The organism is Thermophilibacter sp. ZX-H3 (genome assembly GCF_052599055.1).
In genome coordinates, this window is sequence record NZ_JBQXES010000017.1 from 47130 (window position 1) to 70926 (window position 23797).

The window sequence follows — 23797 nt, forward strand, 5'->3', positions numbered from 1 at the left end:
CTCAGAGCCTGCAGTACTCCCGATACCACCTTGCAAACGCACGCAGACCGTCCTCGAGCCTCGTTGTCGGCCTGTAGCCGAAGTCGCGCTGAAGCTCAGAGCAGTCGGCGTAGGTCTCGACCACGTCGCCCGGCTGCATGGGAACGAGCTCCTTATGGGCGTCGAAGTCATAGTCCTCAGGAAGAACGCCCTCCTCCACGAGCACATGCTGAAGTGTGTCAACGAACTCAAGCAGCTGCACCGGCTCTGAATTGCCGATGTTGTAGATCTTGTACCTCGCGCCCGTGCCGCAGTCCTCGGGGGCACGGTCCATGACGCGCACGATACCCTCGACAATATCATCAACGTACGTAAAATCACGTCGGCAGTCACCCATGTTGTAGATCTGGATGGTTCCCCCCGCGCGAAGAGTATTGGCGAACTTGAAGTACGCCATGTCGGGTCGCCCCATGGGACCGTAGACCGTGAAAAAGCGAAGGCCCGTGCAGGGAATGTTATAGAGCTTTGAGTACGCGTGGGCCATGAGCTCGTTGGCCTTCTTGGTGGCGGCATAAAGCGACACAGGATGGTCTACCTGATCCGCCTCCGAGAAAGGCACCTTTTCGTTGCCACCGTACACCGAGGAAGAAGAAGCGAAGACAAGATGCCTCACCGGATGGTGACGGCATGCTTCGAGAATGTTGTAGAATCCAATAAGGTTGGAGTCGACATACGCCCTCGGATTGTCAATCGAGTAACGCACGCCCGCCTGAGCAGCGAGGTTTACGACAACGTCGAAATCATTCTCAGCGAAGAGGCGCTCCACGAGAACGGCATCGGTGAGATCGCCGCGAACGAAAGTGAAGCGCCCTTCTGAATCGACGTCATACAGCATCCGGAGTCGCCCCTCTTTGATGCCGGGATCGTAATAGTCGTTCATGTTATCGAGTCCGGCAACCTCCCAACAGCCATCCTCTATGAGTCGCTTGCACAGGAATGAGCCGATGAAGCCGACCGCGCCAGTGACCAACAATTTACCCATTCTGCCCTCCGTCACTTTTCTTCCGAGACGAATTAATTTAATATATTTTAAGTTTATTTAATGAACGGCAAAGCGACTAACAGGACATTAGCCGCCTCACTGACATTCAAAACAATGGAAAAGTCGGAAACTCATCCAATAGTTTGCAATGAGAGCATGCCCAGCATGACGCAAACAACATAAACTGCTTTTCCTTAATACATAGTCAAGATAATACGAATCGACCTTCACAACGATTTTGGGTAGGAGCACGGCATCCGCCAACACGAAAACGAGGCCCGCCAAGTCAATCGGACAGCGAAATACAAATTATATAAACTGTTTAATAGGTTGAGTTTTTATATTTAGCAATTCGGGATACAAGACCATTATCGCCGAGCGCCCCAAACGGCAGGAGAGTCATACGGCCTGTCTGGAAATGCGCCATACTCCAGCTCGATGTCGAACCCGTTCTCCTCGATGAACCGCTCCACACGGTCAGCAAGCTTTTCTGGGCGCCCGGAGGATATATTATAGACTCCCGCTCCAGTACCACCTGTCACGATATTTGCGACCTGGTCGCAAAAGTCAGGGTAGTCCAAGAAGTCGTACTGGTTTTGCCCCATAGTAAATGGGAACGTTCGCCTTCCCTCTGCGGCCGCCTGACAAATCTTCGAGAATATCGAGGATCCATACGGGGTGTTATCAACGATATAGTATCCGCGTAGCCACTGCAGCTCGGTACCTGAACCCCCGCATAGAAGCTCAGCTGCCTGTCTAAGCGCGTTCTTTGCTATTCCGTACATACTCTCCGGGTTGCACGGAGTGCCTGCGCGAATCCCGCCCTCGAAGTATCCGACCTCGTGCATACTGCCCATGATGGCGAGACGCTTAAGAGGCGATGCTGCGAGTTTTCCGACGAGCTTGATGTGGAACGGCAGGTCTTCAATATGGGCGTCTGAGTTATGCTTGAACCCTTCACGCCACGCCAGATGAACTACGCAGTCGGGTTCTCCCATCTCAGCGTAAGGATCAATCATCTCGAAGACGCTGGCATTAACACATGACGTGGCCTCCTTGACACGATCGGTTGTTTTATCGACCGCAATCACATCGTACCCACGAGACATCAGCTCCCGCACGACTCCCATGCCGAGAAACCCGTTCGCTCCTGTAACCGCAATTCTCATTTTAGTCTTCCAATCTGGATAAAGGGCGATTTTGCCCACAGTTCTCGCATCCCAGAGCCGCTATGATATGAAAACTGTTTTATGTTAGTAGTACGCTAGGGTCGCCTACGCACCCTTAAGCGTCTGTATATTTCAAAGTGCAGTAAGTATTGACTAACGTATTATCTGGTCCGTAAGTTTATGCATTAACTATTTATTCTATTCTTGATAGTAGCCATTTACCGGGCTAGTTTACACTGAAGCCAAGAAGCACGTCCGACCTGTCGACTAGCCTTATTCTGTCACACCTCCCTCATTCTCTTCGAGCGAAGGAAGAGGCAGGCCGCCGCCACAACCAGCAGTATGCAGGCTGCGTAACGGATAAAATCCATACTGTAAAGAGGAATTCCAAGCATAGTGGCTACCATCGATATGACAGCCAATAATGCCAGCTTCCCATCTTCGTATACCGCCAATTTTCTGCCCGCCTCTTTACATGCCCTATTAGCCCATGCATATTGGGATGCAGCCAGCACGACATAGCTAATCAAGGTCGAGTAAGCTGCCGCGCCATAGCCAAAGATCGGAATTGCCAACATATTAAGGAGTACGTTCACCACGGCTGCCCCCACGGCAGCAAACATGATGTACTTAGTCTTTTTATAATAAACAAGTATGTTGGAATACATGTTAGACATCGATGTGAGAAACACCCCAGCAGCGATAGGCGGCATGATTGACACTGCGGATAGATACTCCTCAGTTGCCAGAACTCTGATGATTTCTGGCGCCATCCAAGAAATCAGAACCGAGACCAAAGAGAACGTCCCAAATAACGCTGTCGACGTTTCGCGAACCCCACTGTGTCCTTCATCATCAATGTGTTGAAAGAGATAGGGGATATAAGATGAGTTTATCGAGGACCAAAAGAACAGAGATATGCTGCTAGCCGTGTAGAGAACGCCATAAATACCCGTCTCTGCCTCACCCACCATATTCGCTATCATAACGCGATCGGAGACGTTAAGAATCTGATTCGCAATCGAATACCCTATCAAGGGAAGGCTGAGGCTAAGGGAGAAGCGCCAGAAGCGCCGATTGTAGAACGTCCTGCCACGGGCCATGAGAACGCACCACATGAAGCCTGCGAAGCCATAGATGACACAGTAGTTCGCCACAAGTCGGGCTTCCGCAAGATTAACCTGCGCCTGCTGCGAGCTAACAAACAGGACAGCACCGACCGACAGCGCCGTCGCCAAAACCGCCGATAGGACGGAAAGGACGAACGAGAGCCGGTACCTGTACTCGAATCGCTGGCGCAATGTCCAAAAGTCCCATGCGGGGCTTACAAGCAGGCCGACAAACATCAGGGCGAGTAGGGTCGGCGACAGACCCGTGAGGCCAACAAAGAAACCGGTGAATGCCAGAAAAGCCGACCCTATTATGAAGGCCATAATAGTAGTCAAGGCCAGCACCGACGACTCGTAGGCATCCCTTTTTTCAGCGAACTCCTTCATCGCAAGGGAATAGCCTCCCGACGTGAGCGCAAGCGTCGAAACGATGCTAATCATTGAATACCAAGAGGTATACAAATTCACCACACCAATGTCCGCTGGGGTCATGATCCTGGTGAAGATTGGCATGGAGACAATAGCAAGGCCTCGCGAGATTACAGATGCGAGTGTGTAGGCAGTCGCAGACCTAGCCTCCTTACTCAAAATCCCAAGCACTTTAGCCCTCCCCCATTCCGGACGATTCGTTGCCAGGACAGAAACGTTCGACCCACCGCTCGATCGAGTAGTAATCGCGGATCTCCTGCCCATACCGAACGAACGGACGATCTATGAAGTTCCTAATTTCGTCGGAAGTAGTCGAGCGCGTCAAGATAAGGACGTTTCCATATTGGAAGAATGCCGAATCTTCGACATGACTGTTAGTGGTGATTAACTTCCTCTCGAGGAAAATCGACTCCATGACTCTCATGGAGTAGCCCACCTGTCCAACCTGAGCTACATCGAGCACTGCCCTGCTTTGACCAAGCTTTTTTATGTTTTCCTCGTATGAGATGTAACCATTGACGAGTTTCGCCCCCGGCACATCAACCTTCTCGCTCGCATTGGCAACGACAGTGAAATCAGTTGACAGCCCAGCCTCGTCGAAAAGGGCCTTCGCCTTTTCTACTGCGTCAATCCTGTCCTTAGCTTTCCCCAGAAAATAGACATCAGATATAAACTTGTCCTGAGAGGCACATATGGAAGGATCATACATTATCGTGTTGAATCTGAAATTATTTCTGGAACAGAATTGTTCATCGTAGGAGAAGAGTGAGAAGCCCGTTTTTTTCGCATCAACAATAAGCTTCGCGATACCCTCTTTTGAAAGATTTACGTTCCATGAATACAGATACAGCTCCCGGGTATCTGTCCGACGCGAAATGTCTTCAAGCAATGTCGGGGCATACAAGGCGGCATAGTCAAAAACAATGATTTTAGAATAGTCTTCGATGCGGCCGACCCATTTGCCGTAAAGCAAAGTACATAAGCCTGGCATTAGCCTAAGGATGCGGAGAGCCCACATCAAGCTGCACCGGAAAACGGACGCGAATACAACCTCTCCGGACTTGAACCTTGAGAAATAATACATAGTGTCATCAGGCACAAGGACTAGCGTCTTCCCCAATTGGAGCCCCCTTTCGGCGCGGCCTCGACCCTGCGAAGAGGCCAGCCTTGGCCTATTGCAAGATACATCGGAATCATAAGCAGGCTTGTGTATAAGAAGTGAGTCTGTGCAAGCGTCGTGTTAACAAACAAAAAAACGAAAAGAACGGCTGTTGGCGCCGAACAACCCTTAATGACGGGATAGACAATTAGGAAGAGAGCGGCTATCCACGGAATTATGCCGTATACCGCGCCAAACTGCACCAAGCTAGCAGCGACCAGCCCGCCGCCTCCAAAACCCGAAGCAAGCTGAAACAGGCGATCGTAGCCAACTCCAAGCGGGTTTGATAATATCGTAGATATGCAGAGTTCAATCATTTCAGCACGGTAGATTCCCGTTCCTGAGGAAAGATCAAATCCAGTATTACCGAATATTTTCGAGATAACCTGCTGATGAAGAATGCTTTTATCTGCATTGAGATAATAATCCGCCAGCAACGAAATCATAAGAACAAGGATTATTCCTATTATGTAATACTTTGCATTTCCTAACTCTTTTTTCTGTCTAAAAAAGAGGACATAAACGACAAGGATCGCGGCCATGCCAATATAGCCCGTGGTCGATTGGCAGCTTACTAAAGCAACGACTATGGTGAAAAGAGATAATTTATATCCAAGCTCTCCTCTAAATCGAAGCCTGTCTCTCCAGAACAACAATACAAACAATGCCGAGTTCAAAACAACTTGGTACTTCCCCGGTTCAGTGTACAGGCCGCAGTTCCTAGTCGAGTGTATATCAAGCCATGAATAAAACAATTGTCCAGAGCCGTACTCGTAGGTCTGCCATGGATAAGTTCCGATGGTGTCTACAAGAAAAGATGGGCCCAATAATGTAGTAACCAGCGAAGGAAAGGCACATAATATCGCCCAGAGAACTATACTAATTAGGGCAAACACAACGACAGAGCGAATCCAACGATCAAGAAAACGCTCGTAATTACAGCATATAGCCATCTGAGTAATTGCTACACAGCCGGCGAGTTGTAACCATGAATCTATCCCCGCGCCTCCGCTCAACGCTCGTGTTAATAATGTAGATATTAGTAAAACACCACAGAAAATAATCCCGTAAGACTCCCTCACTTTCTTAACCAGCAGTAGCGCAACAGAGAAAATCGCTACAAGCAGATAATATATTTCAGATCCTCCAGTGATATAGACAAATGTACTGCCCGGAATTAAAAGCATTATGTATATTAGAAAATATTGAATAATGCCGTCGATTCGTATTCCGAGGAGCTTTGTATAATTGTATTTGAGGTATTGATTCATCTGGAACTCCAATATATGGGCCAATCTCAAATCGACCCGACGACATCAAAGCTCATCAAATCACACACTCGTTATTCGAAGTAATCTCCAGAAGATATTGAGCCCAGTTTCTTCCGACTTTTTCAAAGGAAAGCATTTCCTTGATTCGCTGAGCATTAGTCGAAAGTCTGCAAGCCATGTCAGGATCATCAAGCACGGCACAGATTGCATTCGAAAGTCCTAAGACGTCGTTTCTATCAACTAAAAGCCCGTTAACTCCATCAACAATAAGCTCTTCGGCCCCACCGCCCTGACATCTTGTGCATACAACAGGGACCCCCATCGCCAGTGCCTCCATTAGGGAATTGGACATTCCCTCCCAGTCTGACGTCATCACAAATAATGTTGAAGATGCAATTCTTTCCATTGCATCTTCTTGGAACCCTTTGAAGTGGACAAATTTCCTGATACCCAGCTCAGCACTCAGAGTTTTAAGTGCACTCTCCAGTTCTCCAGACCCATAAATCTCTAATTCATATTCAGGATATTGATCATGTACATTCTTGAATGCCTTTAGCATCATTGGATAGTTTTTTTGTTGAGTCAGTCTACCTGACGCTGTAATTACGTTTCTTCTATTTTCACGGCAACGCTCCGGTAAATTCGATGAAAGCGGGTTGGGAATTACCACCCCCCTTTTTTGCAGTGACGCCGGAAATAGTTTTGCCTGCCTGCTCGTCTGAAAAACAATGCCATCCGCCAAGACAGAGTAAGCTACTCTCGTAATTACATTCTTGAGAAGCATGTGAATAGATTTACATGCTGGGAAATTCCTTATTGAGACCACTGTTTTGACGTCTAAGCCAATTCCAGCAATTAATGAATATATATTCTGAAATGGCAAGAAAGAGATTACAACCGAGTACTTCTCACACCTAAGAGCGTTTCTTATTGATCTAATTTGAGCAAACGGGGTGGTTCTCGAACCAAATCCTTCGTAGAGAACCTTAACGTCATCAGGCAATTCGTATGCTATCTCACTTGACTTGGTAAGTAAAAACGTGAAACTCGCATTGTTCTGAGTAAGATATTTTGATAGTGCAACAGCAACTCGCTCGGCTCCGCCACCGGATAGTGACGGCATTACCATCAGAACATTCATTTCTTTAATCTGCATATTTCTACATTCTATCTAAGGCTATTATTTTGTAGCAGTACAATTATCTGTCTGATACAGATTATTTAACTCTTTATATGCTATATTAAATTCAATCTAATCAATAACCGCTTTAAATTCTGCTTGCCGCAAGACAGAAATAGGCACCGCCGCGTAGCGGTATCAAACGTTTTTTTGCGTAACAAACTTAGGAACTTCAACCGTTGAGATGGTTTTGCTGAGGGACGCATAAGCTGAGAGTTATTCTTTACAGCCGCCTCAATATCAACGCTGTGAAGCTCTATCCCAGACGAGCTTAAAAGGCCCTTGCCTTTCTTAGTCTGCACAAGTAACAAGGATACCCCAAGGGGAATCTCTTGCTTCAAATCTGTACCCCAAGAATCACCGATTGTTATGTCAGCAACTCGCTTACCCTGGGCATATTTGCATGAATAGCAGTTTTCCGTATAGTCAAGTCCATTCAAAAAAGCGATTGAGTAGCAATCTGTAACGTTGGGAACATCCACACTATTTCCGTCATAATACACTGCAAAGTTCGTCTTCTTGCGAAAACCGATATTCAATGCTCTTCGCATATCAAATCCATGTTCAGCAAGAAATCCTTTAAGAATCTTTGGTGAGGGGGTTCCATGACAAATCAAATCGATAGTAAAGAGTTTTTCGTCATCACTGCAGTAGTTTCGCATGGATGAAACCTGACAAGGTAAGCCGATAAAGAGTACGCAACGGCCTGTCCGCAGAAGAGAACGAACCGTTCGATATGCGCCTGTCGGATCGCTTTTAACATACTTGGATCCCTTAAATCTTTCAAGATCATTCCCAGATTCAGCAATCTCAAAGCCAAATCGACCGTCTCTAAATGCGCAGGAACAGACAACTCCGCCGTGATTTACAAAAGCTTTGGATATTGCGGCTGCAACTCCACCAGAAGACGAAGTGACTCGCTCTTCAGAATCTACGGCCCAACCCTGCTTCCATTCAAGCGGCTCCCTCAGGCTGGCAGGATGATTTTGCTGGCACAGTTGATCACACAGTCCGCAATTGATGCACTTGTCGGCATCGATTACAGCGTTATAGGCCCGTATGTCATCTTGTATTTGAATCGCACCATGAGCGCAGATGTCTATGCAGGCCATGCAGCCGGCACACATATCTTTCGCGCAAACAGTTCTCAAAGCTGGCCCCCCTCTATCATGGAGCGCATTACACTAAGCGAGCGCTTCCGTTCAAGAGAAAGCACCTTGTTCACAGGTCCAAAATCAATAGTCTTTTCGACAAGCGACAGGTCATCTCCCTTAGGAATCCTGCTCTCAAGTCCGGTAAGTCGCAAAATGCTAGCGTTTCTTAACTCTGTACCGTTATCTGGAAGAAATTCAACAAAGGATGTATTTAAGTTTATGGCGAAAGCAGTACCATGAAAAGAATCCGTAATGAGCAGTTGAGTGCCATCTATCAAATTGATGAACTCCCGAATATCCGGGAGAAGCTTAAGCCTGCCCTCACGACAAATCTGATGCAGGCAAACCGATACCCTAATTAGTGGGAGACCAAGTCTGTTGGCCGCTTTTTTGGCATATCGACCAACCCTCGAGTCATTATGAATTTGATAAACAAGCACATAAGGAGGGCGTCGAGCAGCTTTACCAGCAAAGCTTCTCCAATCATCGCCCGTAAGAAGCAGTGTGGGATCAAGAACCTGCTTCGCATGGATGCCCCATGAACTAAGTTGCTGAACCGCAGAGTCTTCCCTTACGGCAATTTCGCTGTAATGCGAAAGAAGGCGTTGAAACATTGCCTCAGCTGCACCCGACGGAACTCTCTTTCCAAAACTCGCAGCATATGAAACCTTGGGAGCATCGTCTGGTGCAAACGAAAGCAGATACGACGGGTCATATTCGTCAGATGAAGTTGGTCCCCAAACCTGGTCGCTGCCTGTCATGTATACGTCAGCAGTGGGTGGGTTTGAACTGAGCTCTTCAGCAGACCGGTAACTCTTGGATAACTTTAAAAACTTTTTTCTTTCGCTAGCAAACTTTATCCAACCAGCAATACTTTCAGGCTGGCGAAGGGCAAGATATAGCGCACGCTTTGGAAGTGAGCTGTTCCAAGATGGTTTATGCTTGAGGAGAGCAGCCTCGAGATGTGTGGGTGACTCATCTGCCCTGATATAGTCAACAATCTCGCACTCGTGCCCGAGAGACTCTACCGCCCTTTGTGTACCGAGAGCCTGTAGAAGCGATCCGTAGTTTGTAATCGCGTGACGCGTAATAACGGAGACCTTCACTCTAGTTCTCCCTCAATGCCTCATTGGTCTCGTACACGTGAGCGTCAGCGCGACTCGCCTCAGAGAGACCATCGTTAACCGTAGCCTCCATATCGCAAGTCGAAAGAGCGTCGAGCTCTTCCTTGGAAACGCGACCATCCTCGTAGTCACGAACGACCTTGAGCTCATGCATGTCGTACTTCTTACCCGGCTTGAGCTTGTGCCTAAGAACCCAGGCGGCCGGCTTCCAGATGTACTTGTGCATGGCGGGCGAGACGGAGCCGATCATCCAGCAGTTGCGGTCGCAATGGCGCACCTTCGCGCGAACCCTCTCGGCCTCAGGGCTGTTCCAAAGCTCGTCCCAGCTCTGCTCGTTGAGGTTACCCATGACCTCCTTGTCTTTGGTGCCGTTGCAGGGCATAACATCGCCGTACGGATCAATGAAGAACGTGTCGAACGCCATGTCGCATGGGAGCAGGCGCTTTTGTCCGTAGATGTAGTTGATAAGTCCATGGTTGAAGTATGCTCGGAACCACTTCTTGGGGCTCTTAGACTTGAGGAGCTCATTCACAAGTTCTTCGAAGTTCTTGGCAACCATTGGGCGATCGTGGATGATGTTGTGCGCCTCGACAAAATAGAAGCTGTTGTGGAGGGACGCAGTCGCAAACTCCATTCCAAGCTCGTCGGACAGCTTGTAGAGCGGGACGAGATCCTTGGCGTTCTTGTCCTGAACAGTCATACCGAAACCAACGTCCGGATGCTTCATCTCAACGAGCTTCTTGAGCGTCTGGTATCCGCGTTGGAATCCGTTTGGAAGCCCGCGAATCTCGTTGTTGGTCTCCTCAAGTCCCTCGATAGAGACGCGAATTCCCACCTCGGGGAACTCCTCACAGAGGTCGAGGATTCGATCGGTGAAGTACCCGTTGGTAGAGATGACGATACGGTCACTCTTCTTGTAGAGCTCGCGCACGATGTCCTTGAGGTCTGTACGAATGAACGGCTCGCCACCCGTGATGTTGGTGAAGTACATGCGCGGGAGCTTCTTGATCGTCTCGAGCGAGAGCTCCTCTTCTGGACGGGACGGTGCCTTGAAGCGGCTGCACATGTTGCATCGCGCGTTGCAGCGGTAGGTGACGATCACAGTGCCGTTGAGCTTCTTGTCTGCCATATATCAGTTGCCTTTCTTTGCAGATATCAGTTCCTCATAAAGTGAGGTAAGGTCTCGCACGTATTTCTCCTGGGAGCATGTGTCCTGCACAAAGGCGCGACCGGAAGTTGCCATACGCCGGTAATCTGCCGGCGGCATTGTCACAGCACGCACGAGGGCTTTTGCGAGCGATCGAGCATCTCCCGCTTCGCAAATTAGTCCGGTGTCACCGTCCTTGACAAGCTCTGGGACACCGCCAAGGTGACTCCCAACAACCGGTACGCCAGCCGCAAGCGACTCCACAACGGAGTAGGGCATGTTCTCGTACCAGATAGACGGAAACACCGTCCATGCGGCAGCCCTGATTAAGCTCTCGAGATCGTCGCCCATGCGGAAACCGAGGAAATCGACTCTGTCGGCAATCCCCGCTTCCATCGCCCGCCGCTTGAGATCGCTCTCAGACGGTCCAGTTCCAACGATTCTCAGCCGCCACTCCTCAGGAAGCACCTTAGCAGCATCAGAAAATGCCTCGATTAGAACGTCGATGCCCTTCTCCTGTGAAAGGCGCCCGAAATAAAGGAAGTATGGACCCTTTTCGCTCGGCTTCAAGGAAAGGGACTCCGCTCTTCGTTGAGGAAGGAAGTTCCTCATGACAACAACGTCCTCGGCAGGAAACCCGCCCCGCACGAGCTGCGAACGCATGAACTCAGAAGGCGCGATGTAGCGTTCAATCTTTTGATAGCTGCCGTGGAGTCTCAAGAAACGCGCCTCCGCGGCAGCAAGGAGGCTTTTTGCCGCAGAGCTCTTCACGCATTTTCTCTGAACACAGTGTCGAAACTTTCCGTCAAGGCAGGCTTCGCACACGTTTCCAGAGCCATCCAGGAACGTGCAGTTGGGACATACGGGAATGAAATCATGCGCGGTATAAACGACCGGGACCGAGTTCCTCTTGAGATAGGGGGCGTCGAGAATTGAGAGGGTGATCTGCCGGTGGACGAGATTCAGATGAACCACGTCAGGTCTATAGTCATTCAGGAGTGCACCAAACTTACGCTTCGCCTCAGGCGAGTAGACGAGTGTTGCGGCTTCTCTCGCTTGCTTAAAAAAAGAGGCGCGACCGGAATAATCCGAGTTGGATACGAAGTACTTCTCCTGTTCGCAGGGAATGTTCCTCTCGTCTTGCATTGAGAAGAAGCCGACCTCATGCCCTTTGTCCCTAAGTGCGTCGGCAACGTCAAACAGGTACGTCTCCGACCCGCCCTTTCGAAATAGGAACTTGTTCACGAAGAGAATGCGCACCGCTAACGCCGCCCCAGAACTTTGGCGGGCACGCCGCCTACAATGCTGAACGCCTCGACGTCCTTGGTAACCACGGCCCCCGCCGCAATCACGCAGCTATCACCGACGGAGACTCCGTCGAGGATGACCGCGCCCTCGCCGACCCAGCAGTCGCGACCAATCTTGACGCCTTCACGGGTAGCCCCCTGAAGGCGGATGGGCACATCCGGATCTGAGAATACGTGGTTCTCGGAGTGGATGGCAACGTTTGGACCGAAAATGCAGTCATCTCCGATTTCCACCGGACCGCGCACCGCAATAAATGCGTTTTGAGCAAATCCCACATGACTGCCGATTCGAATGCCGTCGCCAAGCTCGCGAATGACGCCAGTGCACTCGATGACAGACCCCGCCCCGATGCTCACGTTGTCGCCGAACACGATGCCGTCTTTGGAAAGGGCATTGATGTAGGCACCGTCGCCTATGGTAAGACCACGTTCCGCGCGAATATGGCGTGCGTGGCGTATGGTGACCCGCTTACCAATGAAGGCGATACCGTGCTTGCTGCCAAAGAACAATCCTTTCCAGAGGCCACGCAGCGCCTGGAAAACCTTGTCCTTCAGAATAATCAGGAGGTCGGAAGAGGTCATAGCTGGATCAAGCCGGTATGGCTCGCCCTTTATTCTTGAAATAGTCTTCTCAACAAGCTTCTTCATTCAGGCAGTCTCCCAGTACGTCTCTAGCGTCCATCGAACAACTGAGTCCCAGCCGAAAGACTCGTTGGCGCGTCTACAGGCTGTCAGTCCGAGCGAACGAGCCTCCCCCTCGTCGGAGATGAGCGATGACAGGACATCGCGCAGGGAGTCGCAGTCTCCCCTGCGGAACGTCATCCCGGCGTCCGCGATAACATCGGCACACTCGGGAATGTCGCTCGTCACGCAGCAGCATCCGTACGCCATGGCCTCGAGCAGGCTCATTGGCATGCCCTCGACGTCCGAGGGGAGCACGTAGCAGTACGCGTTGGAGTAAAGTTCCGCAAGCTCCTCACCCTGAACGAAGCCGGTGAAGAGGATGCGGGAATCGCCCTCGGCAGCCTGCTTGAGAACCGTCTCGTAGACTGAGGTGTCGGATCCGCCGCCAGCGATAACGAGGCGCTTGTCCGTCTCGAGCCCCCTAAAGGCCTCTATGAGGAGCTCGGGGCGCTTCTCGGGGACCAGACGCCCGAGGAAGAGGATGTAGGAGCCCCTCCCCAGCCCCCAACGCTCGGCAATTGCGCTTGCGGCCCTAGGCTCCTTGGGACTGATGCCGTTGGGGATGACGACGGTCCTTCGCCCATACGCGTCGAGGAAGTAGCGCTGTGCAGACCGTGAGAGGACGATGACCTCGTCGGCCCGCTTTGCCGCGTTCTTCTCCCCAAGCTTGATGTAGGTACTAGCGAGCTGGCCCCACTTGGCACGCTGCCAGTCAAGCCCGTGAATCGTCGCAACCGTGCGAATGCCCGCACGACGTGCCAACGGAAGCGGCACACAGGGGCCCTCAGCATGGTAGTGAATGACGTCGGGCCTGTCCTTGATTGCGGCAAGCGTCGCAAAGAAGGATGAGCTGAGCGCCGCCACTCCCTTCGCATCAATCGTACGCACCGGCACGATGCGAACGCCGTCGACGACACGCTCGCCAAGGTTCTTCTTGCCCGTCATGACGTCCTTGCCGCCGCGGTCGTAGCACGTGACCTCATGCCCCTCCGCCGCCATGCGACGGGCAAGCTCGGTCACGACGACCTCGACGCCGCCCTCGCGCGAGCCAAAGCGCTTGTGGCCAATCATGGCGATGCGCACAGCTACTCCCCCTGGAACGTGAGCACGCAGCCCACGGTCTGGATGATTAGCTTGATATCGGTCCAGAGGCTCGCCTTGAGGATGTAGAGCAGATCGAGGTCGACCCACTCATCGAAGGTAATGGAGTCGCGGTTGCGCCTCGTCTGCCAGTAGCAGGTGATACCCGGACGCACGGCGAGCCTCAGCTGGTCACGCAGGCTGTACTGACATACCTCGCGCGGAAGTGCGGGTCGCGGACCGACGACCGACATATCACCCACGAGCACATTCCAGAACTGCGGAAGCTCGTCGAGCGAGGTCTTGCGAATGAATTTACCCACGCGCGTGATGCGGGGGTCGTCCTTAATCTTGAAGACCGGACCGTCCTTCTCGTTATTGCACATGAGCTCTTCGAGGCGGTCCTCTGCGTCCACGTACATGGAGCGGAACTTCACCATCTTGAAGGTACGTCCGCGCCTGCCCACACGCTCCTGGAAGAAGAGCGGGGAGCCATGCGGGTCATCGAGCCAGACGGCAAGCGCAATGAGCGCGAGCACGGGCAGTAGAACTACCAATACGCACGCGCTAAAGGCAATGTCAAAGGTGCGCTTGACGACGCGGTAGACCGGCCTGCGGTCGATGCCGCAGGAAATGCGCTCGAGCTCCGCAGGCGTGAAGCGCCGGTCCTCTGCCTCAACGAGCCGCAGCCCCACGTTCTTCTCGCCCGTTGTGGAGCCTGCTGAGACGGCTACCTCAAGCGTGCTTTCTGACAATCTCCAACCCCACCTTGATCGTCTTGGTCCTGCCGAACATGCGCATGTCCAGGAAGGCCAGCCGCTTGTGGCGGTCGATCTTGCTGATGAGTGCCTCGTAGCCCCTGAGGGGTCCGTCGGTCACGATGACCTGGTCGCCCTCGATGACGCCCGTGCTCATCTCCACCACCTTGTCGAGCGGCTTCATGAGCGCGGTGAGCCAGGCGACCTCGTCTTGGCTTAGGGGAATGACCTTCTCGTCGCCTACGCCCAAAAGACGCGTGAACGCCGGGATGTGTGCCAGGCGCTCCATCACGTGCTGGATCTCTTTGGTCTCCACGAAGAGGTATCCGGGGAAGAGAGTCTCCCGGATGGTGGTCCACTGCCCCTCCGCGCGCCTCATGACCTCGCGGCGCGGGACGAAGCAGTCCTCGATCATGTCGTTCAATTGACGTTTGACAAGGTCGCAGACATGCTGTTCCTTGCCTCCGATTACCTGTATAACGTATAGAGCCATCTGCGCCCCCTTTCCGGGAGGCGCCTGGCACCCGTTGTTGCGAGACGGGCATGGCCGCACCTGCCGCCGGTTTGCGGCAAGGCTTCGCCACCGGGACCCTCGTCCCACCGTAAGCGACGTATTCATTCCCCGTAAGCCTTTCAGCAACGCGCCCTAGGCGACGATTGTTGGCCTTGCGGATATGCGCGGACCCGCTTGCGCGGGCAGGGGGCCGGAGCCTCCTCTTCCGGGTTCCACCCTGGCTGGCGAGCCCAGAAGAGGGGGTTCCGACGCGGCTATGCCCTCATGTGCGCCCCCCTCCTCGGGTACTCGCGCACCGCGCGCTCGAGGTAGCGATAGTGCTCCGGCCGGTGCGCGTCGCTCGCGATGTAGCGATAGAGGTTGCGCTCGAAGAGCTTCCTCGCGGGACGCTTCTCCCGCCCCAGGCGACCACCGGCGATGAAGTCCGCGGAGGCCTGCAGCTTGCATCCCAGGCGCACGAGGCGCTCGGCCAGCTCGACGTTGTGCTGGACCGCGCGGTAGCGCTCCGGGTGCGCCACGATGACGTCGAGCCCCAAGCCCTGCAGCTCGTAGATGGTGCGCTCGTACTCCTGGAAGTCCCCCTCGGTGCAGCGGGAGTCGAGCTCCAACAGGAACTCGCCCGTGCCGTCGAAGGCGAGGCGCTCGGCCCAGCGGTCCACGCCAAGCTGCATGAGTTTGGAGTGCGCCACCTCGAAGCCCATGGTGACGGGCATGCCCATCTCGCGGGCGCGCGGCTCGAAGGCGCGGAAGGAGGACCACATGGCGTCGTAGTCGAAGTACGGGCTGCGCGCGTGGGGCGTGCACACGATGCTCGTCACGCCGGCGGCACGGGCGGCCTCCACCATGGCGAGGCTATCGTCCATGCTCTGCGCGCCGTCGTCGACGCCGGGCAGGATGTGGCAGTGCATGTCCCTCATGTGGTCCTCCTCTCCGCGTCTCGTGGTCGTGCGGTTGGCGTTCGACGGGCTACTCGTCCTCGTAGCCTCGCGGACGATATGCGGTGCCTGCGAGGAACTGCGCCGTACTATCGGGCGCCACGTAGGAGTCCTTCGGCAGGGGCCGCAATCCGGATGCGGGAGCCGACTGCTGTTCGGGCGCCGCAGCGCGAGGCTGCACAGGCGCAGTGACTCGTGGTTGCGCCGCCGGCGCGGACTTTGCTGCCGGCGCGGGCGCACTCTTCTCAGCCACCGAGGAAGCGTCATACTCGTAGTAGCTGTAGTAGTACTCGTTCCGTTTGGCGTCACAGAAGTTGAGAACGGTGCCGATGACGTTTGCGCCCGCCTTCTTGAGCTGGTCGTATGCGGCAACGATTTCATCGCGCTTGACGAAGTTCTCTCGCACCACGAGCAGGGTCGCATCCACGGCTGCACCGAGCACCGCAGCGTCGACGAAGGCGGATATGGGAGGTGTGTCAAAGATCACGTAGTCGTACTCCCGATACAGCCCCTCTACGAAGCGGCGGAAGCGACGTGAGGCGAAGACGTCCGCCGGATTTGGGATGTGAGGCTCAGCGTCGAGAAACCAGAAGCTCGGCTTTTCTCCCACGCGCGCAATCGCATCCTCGAGCGCAATCTTGCCAGAGAGGACGCTATAGATGCCGTTGCGCGGATGGATGCCGAGAAGGCCCGCGAGGGTGCGACGGCGCATATCCCCCTCGACAAGGAGAACGCTCTTTCCTCCCGAAGCGAGCGCACGGGCAAGCTCGACGGAAATGGTGCTCTTCCCCTCATTGGGCACCGAGGAAGTCATCGCTATGGTCTTGATGGGGTCATCGACGGATGCAAAGCGGATGTTGGCGGCGAGCGTCTTGACCGCGTTCTGGAGGAAGACGGTGTCCGTCGTCCCCTTGCTGGGGATCTTGGGCATTATCGCCCTCCCTTCATTGCCGGAATGCGCCCAATCACCGGGATGCCGAGGAGCTCCTCGACCTCCTCCTGACTGCGGACGCGCGTATCGAGCATGTCGGCCACTACCACAATGGCAATGGCCGCGAAAAGACCAGCCATCAGGGCAACGGCGATGTAGAGCAAGCGATTGGGACCGCTGGGGCTTCCTGGCGCCTGGGCCTGGTCGATAGCGTTGACGCTCTCGATGCTCATGACCTCCTGGGCGATAGCGGAGACCTTCTCCACCATGGTGTTGGCGATATCCGCTGCGGTCTGTGAATCCGGACCAGTGACCGAGAGGCTCACGACACGAGAGGTGGTCTCACTCGTTACCTCGACATCGTAGTCATCCAAATCGGCGAGGCCGAGGTCGGAAGCTGTCTCACTCTTCACGCGATCGCTCGTGAGCAGCGTCGATACATCGTTTGAGATCATCTGGGAAGCACTGAGGTCCGTTGAGAGGTTGCCGCTCGCAGACTCGCTTGCCTGAGCAAGAACGTACATGCTGGTTGACGCCGTATAGGTGTTCCCCGCGAAGGCGAAGACATACACCCCCATGGCGACCGCACAGGCCACGGGCAGCGTCAGCACCAACCTGAGATGCTTTCTCAGCAGCTGAAGTAACTCGAGCAGGGTCATACGGCCCGGCCCCCCTTTCCGACGCGCGGTATGCACATCAGCTCGTGGGCCTTCTCGCACATGAGGCTTCGAACGCCCCAGAGAGACCCCCTCCCGTCTTCTTTTCCAAAACTACACTAATGTTAGGGGAGGGGTAATGTCGATATCAATTCTGAGAATCCCTTATTTCCTTACGTTCTCCAAGGCATCCATATCAATTATTCTATTTAATAGATAACTAAATTATATATATTATATTGTAATAGCTATACAGATGGGCGATAGAAGGATTCCTGAGCCATCCGAGCACCTTAGCCGTGCTTCCTTCTCCCCTAATCCACTCTCCCCAGGGTCTATCCAAGGTCGGCCACGTCGTCTGTCGTAAGGCCCGCGGAGGCAGCCAAATCGACGTAGTCCCTCGGGCCAGCCGCGTTACTCGCCGAGCCAAGCCGCTCGTTGTCCAGCTGCTCCTCAGGAACTTGGGCGTCTGCATCGTTGGGGTCGAGACCAGCGTCTACGCGCTGCATCATCGCCCGCCACTCGTCGTACATTGTGGCTACGTATGAGACGCCTCCCTGCGTGAGGCTATAGCTCGGCGTCGCCGCAGAATAGACGGAGAGCTGTGCTCCGGAGCGCTGGATTTCGAGCGCATACGATGCAATGTCGGCCACGGAGAGATCAGTGGAGATTGACTGGGCCAGCTTGCCAATCAAGCTCGGAAGCTCTACGGGACTGCTTGCAAGAACTTCGCGCACGATGGCCTCGACAATCTGTCGCTGAGCTTGCGCACGGCCAAAGTCGCCACCGGATACGTTATAGCGCTCACGCGCATAGGAAAGCGCCTCCGCACCCGTGAGGACCTGCTCGCCAGCAGAGAACGCCATTCCTCCGTTGCCTGCAGTGATATCTTCCGGAATGTTCACCGTCACGCCGCCAAGGGCGTCGACCACGCTTTCCAGCCCCCCGAAATCAACCTCGACATAATGCGATATGTCCACACCGGCAAACTCCGAAACCGCCCTGACCGTAGCGGCGGGGCCGTAGTTGTAACGGGCGTTAATCTTCTCGATGCCATCCTGCGCGTTGATCATGGTGTCACGAGGGATGGAGACGAGCGTGACCGTGGCACGCGCCGTATCAACCCGTGCAAGCATGATGACGTCAGAACGGGAGATTGAATCCATTTCCCGAGCGTCCGATCCAATTATGAGGGCATAGAAGACGCTGCCCTGAGATTCCTGTGGTGTGGTCGTAGGCTCAACAAGCGCCTCATCAAGTTCTGTACGCTGCTCGTCACTGACCCGCATTGAGCTATTGAGCCCGCCGACCCAAAATGCGGTGGCGGCGGCCACAACTCCCAAGCAGAGCACAAGGCCAAGCAATACCTTGGCAGCCAGGGGAGCCCGGCGCGACCTATCGGATGAGCCGGCTTTCTCCCTCTCAGACTCTCCCGAGAGGCCACCCATCTCACCGCTCCCCCTCGTCGCGGCTGGGTCAACGGCCTTCATGTGACGCCCCGTTTTGACGGCGGCGGGGGACTCCGGCTCCAGATCCATCTGGAAGGCAGCCTCGAACCGATCGTGCTTAGCATGGCGGCGCGTCACCGACGGGCGCATCCCCTCGGCACGCGATGGGACGAGGTTGTCTGCGGGGCAGTTTTCCGCCTCGTGAGCAATGTCATCTGACGACTCGCCCTCCACAAGGTTGTAATCATCGCTCATAACCTACCCCCTCCCACGTCTAACCCTAGTGGAAGATGATAGTCAACTTATCGCGAAGCGTGCCCCCATTGAAATGAAAACGCACCACAGCCGACACTCAACCAGCACCACTTGTGCGTCTGATTGGTGGTGTCATCTGGACGCGTGCTGTTGGGGCCGAATTGAGCCTCGGACAGGACGAGCCGGCATGCAGAAATCCTGAGCTACTCCCCCTTGCTCGCCTTGTCGAACTCGTCCTTGAAGGAGCCGAGCATCTTGCCGAGCGAGCCGAGCTGCTTGCCGGCGGCGCGGGCGATCTTGTCTCCCGTGTTGGGCTTCTTCTTGGGAGCCTGCCTCTTGGGGGAGGCCTTCTGGGCCGGCCTGGCGGCGGGTGCGGGCTGCTCCGGTGCGGGGCGATACGTCTTGGGCGCCGATCGGTCGGCGGGCTCCTCGGCAGCGCGCTCGGGCAGGCCCTCGGCGGGCTTGGTCACGCGCACGTCCGCGGCCTCCATGGCCGGCGGCTGCGGGGCGGCCTCGTCCTTCTCGCCCTCTTCGGTGGCGTCCTTGATGGCGCGCTGCGCCTTGCCGATCATCTTGCCGAGCGCGAAGGAGCCCTTGTCCACGGCCTCGCCGGCCGCGGCGCCGACCTTCTTGCCCACCTCGGCTCCCTTGACCTTGGCGCGGGCGTACCCCTCGCCGGCCGCGCCGGCAAGGCCGCCGTCGAGCTCCACGGCGCGGCCGCCCGCGTCCACGATCATGCAGCCGTCACGGTAGCCGCGCAGCATGTCGGGCGTGATGACGAAGGAGCCGAGAAGGGCGTGCGCCACCCCTCCGTCCGTCGAGGAGAAGCGGGAGACCTCACCGGTCTTCTCGCTGAACTCCGCGTCGGAGACGTAGCCGAGCGGCTTGCCCTCGGTGGTCTTGGCGTCCATGCCGGACCAGATGATGCAGGCGTCCCAGTCGAGGCTGAGGCGGCGGATGGCGGCGTCGTCGAGGCCGTCCTCGGGGCGGGTGACGGTGACGGTGCCGTCCGGGGCGAGCTCGAACGAGTCGAGCGCGACGAAGGCGTCATCGCGCTTGATGATGCCGACGACGTCCGGGCGCTTGACGAGCAGGCCCACCACGCTCCTCCCGTCGGGCGAGAAGACCGCGTTGTGGACCTTGCCGAGACGCTGGAGGCGCTCGGTTATGGTGCCGTCCTTCTGGGTCTTGGGCTTCTTGGGCGCGAAGACCCTCAGGCCGACGAGCTGGCTGACCTTGAGCACGGGCGGCGCCTAGACCGCGGGAATCTCGTCGTCGTCCTCGGCGTCGACGACCTCGACGTGCACGGCCTCGGCGGGCGCGGACTCGGGGGTGATGTCGTCGGCCATGGCGGCGACGCGGTCGCTCACGGAGGAGACGGCGTCGCTCACCTGGGAGGACGCGTCGGCGACGGCGTTGGAGAGGGACTCGCGGAGCTGGTCCATGCGCTCGCGGGCGAGGTCGACCTTGGCGCGTAGCTCATCGGTCTTGGCGTCGACGGTGGGGCGGAAGTCGTTGATCTTGTCGTTCACGGCGTTGGCGCCGCGCTCGTAGGTGTCGACGGCGGAGTCCCAGGCGTCGTTCATGGCGTCGGCCGCCATAGCGCGGCTCTCGGCGCCGGAGCGCGGGGCGAGCATGAGGCCGGCGATGACGCCGGCGCCGGCGCCCACGATGCTGCCGAGGACAAAGCCGATGGTCTTCTTGTTCATGTCTTCCTCCTGTCGGTCTGTGCTGTGCGGGGCGCGCGTGCTGCGCCGAATTACGTCTGGTCGTGCTAGCGAACGAGGTGCGGACGCGGGACGTCGATGAGGTCCCAGGGGTCCGCGGGCTTGGCGGGCTCCGGTTCCGGTTCAGGTTCCGGCTCGGGCTCCGGTTCGGGCTCAGGGTCTGGCTCGGGCTCCTCGGCCGGCTCCTCCGGCTCCGGGGCCGGGACGGGCTCCTCTTCCGGCTCGGCGGCATCGGGCAGAGGCTCCTCGTCCTCGACGGGCGCGGGCTCCTCCTCAATCACGAGCTGAGGCTCGGGCTCCGGCTCGGGCGCGTCGTCGGCAGGCGCGGGCTCGGGGACGGGGTGCATGACGCAGGTCTCGTCCGGCTCGTCGGACTCGAGCTCTGACTCGGATGCGGGCTCAGACTCGGGCGCGGGCTCCGGGACCTCCTCGGGCTCGGGTGCGAGGTCGACGGGCTCATCCTCGGAATCCTGCGCGGCCTCGATAGGCGCGGGGGCTGGAACGGGGACCTCCTCGACAGCAGGCTCCGGCTCGGGTTCAGGCTCGGGCTCGACGTCCTTCTCGCCCAGAAGGTCGGACTCCGCAGAGCCCTCGTCCTTCTCGTCCAGGCTCTTGACGAGGGCGACCAGGCCCTCGACGGTGGCGGCCACGTCCGGCTTGGGGTCGCCCGCGCCGGAGAAGGCCCACTGGAGGATCCAGACCGCGCTCGAGAGCGCGCCGGCCACGAGCACGTCGTCCGAGCAGGCGAGCGTGATCTGATAGAGGCGGTCATCCAGCTGCGTGGTGCGACCGCTCGAGATGTCCCCGGCAACGTCCGTCTGCGCGAGGAGCTCGACGGTCACGTGCTCGAGCAGGTGCGCGAGCTCGGTGTTGCCGGCGACCTCGGTGAAGCGCTCGGAGGAGTCCCCGAGGCAGATGTGGTCCATGAGGCCGGGCAGGAGGTCGAACACGTGGGCGGTTGCCTCGATGTCGTCGCTCGTCATGACGGGAGCGCTCGGGGCAAGGGCGACCACGGCCTCGAGGTTCCTCGGGCCGACCGTCACCTTCTGGATGTCAAAGAGCTGGGCCATCGAGCTCCCTCCCTCGGTCCGCGCGGGACGCGGGCGACTGTGATTCACCCATTGTAGTGAAACTCGGCGGAAGAGGCCCTACTCCTTCGACGAGTCGACGTTCTCCTCGGTCTCAGCGTCCTTCTGGTCCTCCTCGGCGGGCGGCTCGGGGGCGATGACACGGAGCATGGAGAGGCGGCGACCGCGCATGGACTGCACGCGGAACTGGTAGCCGTCCTTCTCGATGACGTCTCCGGGGCGCGGGAGCTTGTCGGCGAGCTCGAGCACGAAGCCGGCGACGGTCTCGTACTCCTCGTTGTCCTCGATGGGCCAGCCGAGCTCGATGGCGTCGTCGATGGAGAAGCGGCCGTCGACGAGCCACTCGCGGTCGGAGAGCTGGGTGAGGTACTTGTTGTCGGGGTCGAACTCGTCCTCGATCTCGCCGACGACCTCCTCGACGATGTCCTCGACCGTGATGATGCCGGCCGTGCCGCCGTACTCGTCGACGACGATGACCATCTGGTCGTGGCTGGACTGCATCTCGGAGAGCAGCGGGATGATGTCCTTGGTGTCGGGGACGTAGTCGGCAGTGCGGACGTGCGCGGCGACGGCGTCAGAGCCGCGGCCGTCATCGAGGATGGGGCTGATGAGGTCCTTGATGTGCGCGATGCCCACGATGCGATCCACGGAGTCGTGGTAGATGGGGATGCGCGAGTAACCGGTGCGGCGCATGACGGTGAGGACCTCGGAGAGCGTGGAGGTGTCCTCCATCGCCGTCATGTCGACGCGCGGGACCATGACCTCGCGGGCGATGGTGTCGCCGAGGTCGATGACCTCGTGGATCATGGACTTCTCCTGATCCGTGAGCTCATCGGCGTCCGTCACCATATACTTGATCTCCTCCTCGGAGACGCCCTCGCGCTCGTCGGCGGAGGCGATGCCCAGAAGGGCGGAGAGGCCGTTGGCGGACTTGGAGGTCAGCCAGACGAAGGGGCGCGCGACGTGCATGAACGTGCGGATGACGCCCGAGACCGACTTGGCGACGCCCTCGGAGTCCGCGAGCGCGATGCGCTTGGGGACGAGCTCGCCGACCACGATGGAGAGGTAGGAGACGGCGAGCGTGATGATGACGGGAGCGAGCGGCTGGGCGATGGCCTCCGGCATGCCGAGGCTCATGAACCATCCGCCGAGCGGGTCGGAGAGGCTCGTGCTGGCGAAGGCCGAGGAGGCGAATCCAACGAGCGTGATGGCAACCTGAATCGTGGCGAGGAACTGGCCAGAGTCGGCGGAGAGCTTCAGGACGGCCTGCGAACGCTTGTCGCCCTCCTCTGCCTCCGGTTCGAGTATCGCTCGCTTTGCGGATACGACGGCCAGCTCCGACGCGGAGAAATAACCGTTGGCGAGCGTGAGCAGAAACGTGACGACAATACTAATGGCTACGTCCATGCGCGTGTGCGCGACCTCCTTGGTCTTGGGTCAGATACGTGCCTCCGGCAGGGACGATGGAGCCATCGGCACAATGGACTGATTTTAGCAGGTCTGGGACGTGCGCGCATTCAACGTTGTGGCCCCTAACGAGCGGCATAGTTAGTCATCCGCTCCCTCGTCGCCTCGGCGATCGCCGCTGCGACCCACTCCTCGTTCTCCCTCTTCTCCCTCCGCGCGTTCCTGAACCTCCTGCCCGGCCCCT

The 23797-nt window shown here is 56.5% G+C and carries 22 protein-coding genes; all 22 read right to left on the reverse strand.

Going from position 1 to position 23797, the window contains the following annotated elements; all coding sequences use genetic code 11:
- Position 1: 1 nt before the first annotated feature.
- Positions 2-1021 carry an NAD-dependent epimerase/dehydratase family protein gene (locus ACULPM_RS08220; protein ID WP_445332030.1) on the reverse strand — a complete coding sequence of 340 codons (1020 nt, stop codon included), beginning with the start codon at positions 1019-1021 and terminating at the stop codon, positions 2-4.
- Between the two features lie 368 nt (positions 1022-1389).
- Complete coding sequence (locus ACULPM_RS08225; protein WP_445332029.1) at positions 1390-2190, reverse strand: NAD-dependent epimerase/dehydratase family protein; 801 nt, start codon at positions 2188-2190, stop codon at positions 1390-1392.
- Positions 2191-2471: 281 nt separating this feature from the next.
- Complete coding sequence (locus tag ACULPM_RS08230; protein ID WP_445332028.1) at positions 2472-3992, reverse strand: lipopolysaccharide biosynthesis protein; 1521 nt, start codon at positions 3990-3992, stop codon at positions 2472-2474.
- A complete protein-coding gene (locus ACULPM_RS08235; RefSeq protein ID WP_445332027.1) occupies positions 3901-4848 on the reverse strand; it encodes a hypothetical protein in 948 nt (315 codons plus the stop codon). The genes ACULPM_RS08230 and ACULPM_RS08235 overlap by 92 nt, the downstream gene beginning before the upstream one ends.
- Positions 4833-6158, reverse strand: coding sequence for a hypothetical protein (locus tag ACULPM_RS08240; RefSeq protein WP_445332026.1), 1326 nt, complete (start codon positions 6156-6158; stop codon positions 4833-4835). Before ACULPM_RS08240 ends, ACULPM_RS08235 begins: the two co-directional genes overlap by 16 nt.
- Before the next feature lie 55 nt (positions 6159-6213).
- A complete protein-coding gene (locus ACULPM_RS08245; RefSeq protein ID WP_445332025.1) occupies positions 6214-7314 on the reverse strand; it encodes a glycosyltransferase in 1101 nt (366 codons plus the stop codon).
- Between the two features lie 80 nt (positions 7315-7394).
- The gene (locus tag ACULPM_RS08250) at positions 7395-8450 is read right to left on the reverse strand and encodes a Coenzyme F420 hydrogenase/dehydrogenase, beta subunit C-terminal domain (protein ID WP_445332024.1); all 1056 of its coding nucleotides are present in this window, start codon (positions 8448-8450) and stop codon (positions 7395-7397) included.
- A gap of 35 nt (positions 8451-8485) precedes the next feature.
- On the reverse strand, positions 8486-9598 hold the full coding sequence (locus tag ACULPM_RS08255) for a polysaccharide pyruvyl transferase family protein (RefSeq protein WP_445332023.1): 1113 nt from the start codon (positions 9596-9598) through the stop codon (positions 8486-8488).
- A gap of 1 nt (position 9599) precedes the next feature.
- Positions 9600-10745: a radical SAM protein gene (locus tag ACULPM_RS08260; RefSeq protein ID WP_445332022.1), complete on the reverse strand. Its 1146-nt coding sequence runs from the start codon at positions 10743-10745 to the stop codon at positions 9600-9602.
- 3 nt (positions 10746-10748) lie between these two features.
- Positions 10749-12023 carry a glycosyltransferase family 4 protein gene (locus tag ACULPM_RS08265; RefSeq protein ID WP_445332021.1) on the reverse strand — a complete coding sequence of 425 codons (1275 nt, stop codon included), beginning with the start codon at positions 12021-12023 and terminating at the stop codon, positions 10749-10751.
- Between the two features lie 2 nt (positions 12024-12025).
- Complete coding sequence (locus tag ACULPM_RS08270; RefSeq protein ID WP_445332020.1) at positions 12026-12718, reverse strand: DapH/DapD/GlmU-related protein; 693 nt, start codon at positions 12716-12718, stop codon at positions 12026-12028.
- The gene (locus ACULPM_RS08275; RefSeq protein WP_445332019.1) at positions 12719-13837 is read right to left on the reverse strand and encodes a glycosyltransferase family 4 protein; all 1119 of its coding nucleotides are present in this window, start codon (positions 13835-13837) and stop codon (positions 12719-12721) included.
- Between the two features lie 2 nt (positions 13838-13839).
- On the reverse strand, positions 13840-14589 hold the full coding sequence (locus ACULPM_RS08280; RefSeq protein ID WP_445332018.1) for a sugar transferase: 750 nt from the start codon (positions 14587-14589) through the stop codon (positions 13840-13842).
- Entirely contained in the window at positions 14570-15211 is a 642-nt protein-coding gene (gene loaP / locus ACULPM_RS08285; protein ID WP_445332333.1) for an antiterminator LoaP, read from the reverse strand. The genes ACULPM_RS08280 and loaP overlap by 20 nt, the downstream gene beginning before the upstream one ends.
- A 149-nt stretch (positions 15212-15360) precedes the next feature.
- On the reverse strand, positions 15361-16023 hold the full coding sequence (locus tag ACULPM_RS08290) for a CpsB/CapC family capsule biosynthesis tyrosine phosphatase (protein WP_445332016.1): 663 nt from the start codon (positions 16021-16023) through the stop codon (positions 15361-15363).
- Between the two features lie 49 nt (positions 16024-16072).
- Positions 16073-16972 (reverse strand): CpsD/CapB family tyrosine-protein kinase, encoded by a 900-nt coding sequence (locus ACULPM_RS08295; protein ID WP_445332015.1) that lies wholly within the window; start codon positions 16970-16972, stop codon positions 16073-16075.
- Entirely contained in the window at positions 16972-17631 is a 660-nt protein-coding gene (locus ACULPM_RS08300) for a YveK family protein (RefSeq protein ID WP_445332014.1), read from the reverse strand. The genes ACULPM_RS08295 and ACULPM_RS08300 overlap by 1 nt, the downstream gene beginning before the upstream one ends.
- Before the next feature lie 332 nt (positions 17632-17963).
- Positions 17964-19331 carry an LCP family protein gene (locus tag ACULPM_RS08305; RefSeq protein WP_445332013.1) on the reverse strand — a complete coding sequence of 456 codons (1368 nt, stop codon included), beginning with the start codon at positions 19329-19331 and terminating at the stop codon, positions 17964-17966.
- Positions 19332-19534: 203 nt separating this feature from the next.
- Complete coding sequence (locus ACULPM_RS08310; protein WP_445332012.1) at positions 19535-20575, reverse strand: PRC-barrel domain-containing protein; 1041 nt, start codon at positions 20573-20575, stop codon at positions 19535-19537.
- Between the two features lie 9 nt (positions 20576-20584).
- Positions 20585-21040, reverse strand: a complete 456-nt coding sequence (locus tag ACULPM_RS08315) for a YtxH domain-containing protein (protein ID WP_445332011.1) — start codon at positions 21038-21040, stop codon at positions 20585-20587.
- Positions 21041-21105: 65 nt separating this feature from the next.
- Positions 21106-22128 (reverse strand): cyanophycin synthetase family protein, encoded by a 1023-nt coding sequence (locus ACULPM_RS08320; RefSeq protein ID WP_445332010.1) that lies wholly within the window; start codon positions 22126-22128, stop codon positions 21106-21108.
- Between the two features lie 78 nt (positions 22129-22206).
- On the reverse strand, positions 22207-23553 hold the full coding sequence (locus ACULPM_RS08325; protein WP_445332009.1) for a hemolysin family protein: 1347 nt from the start codon (positions 23551-23553) through the stop codon (positions 22207-22209).
- Positions 23554-23797: the final 244 nt, after the last annotated feature.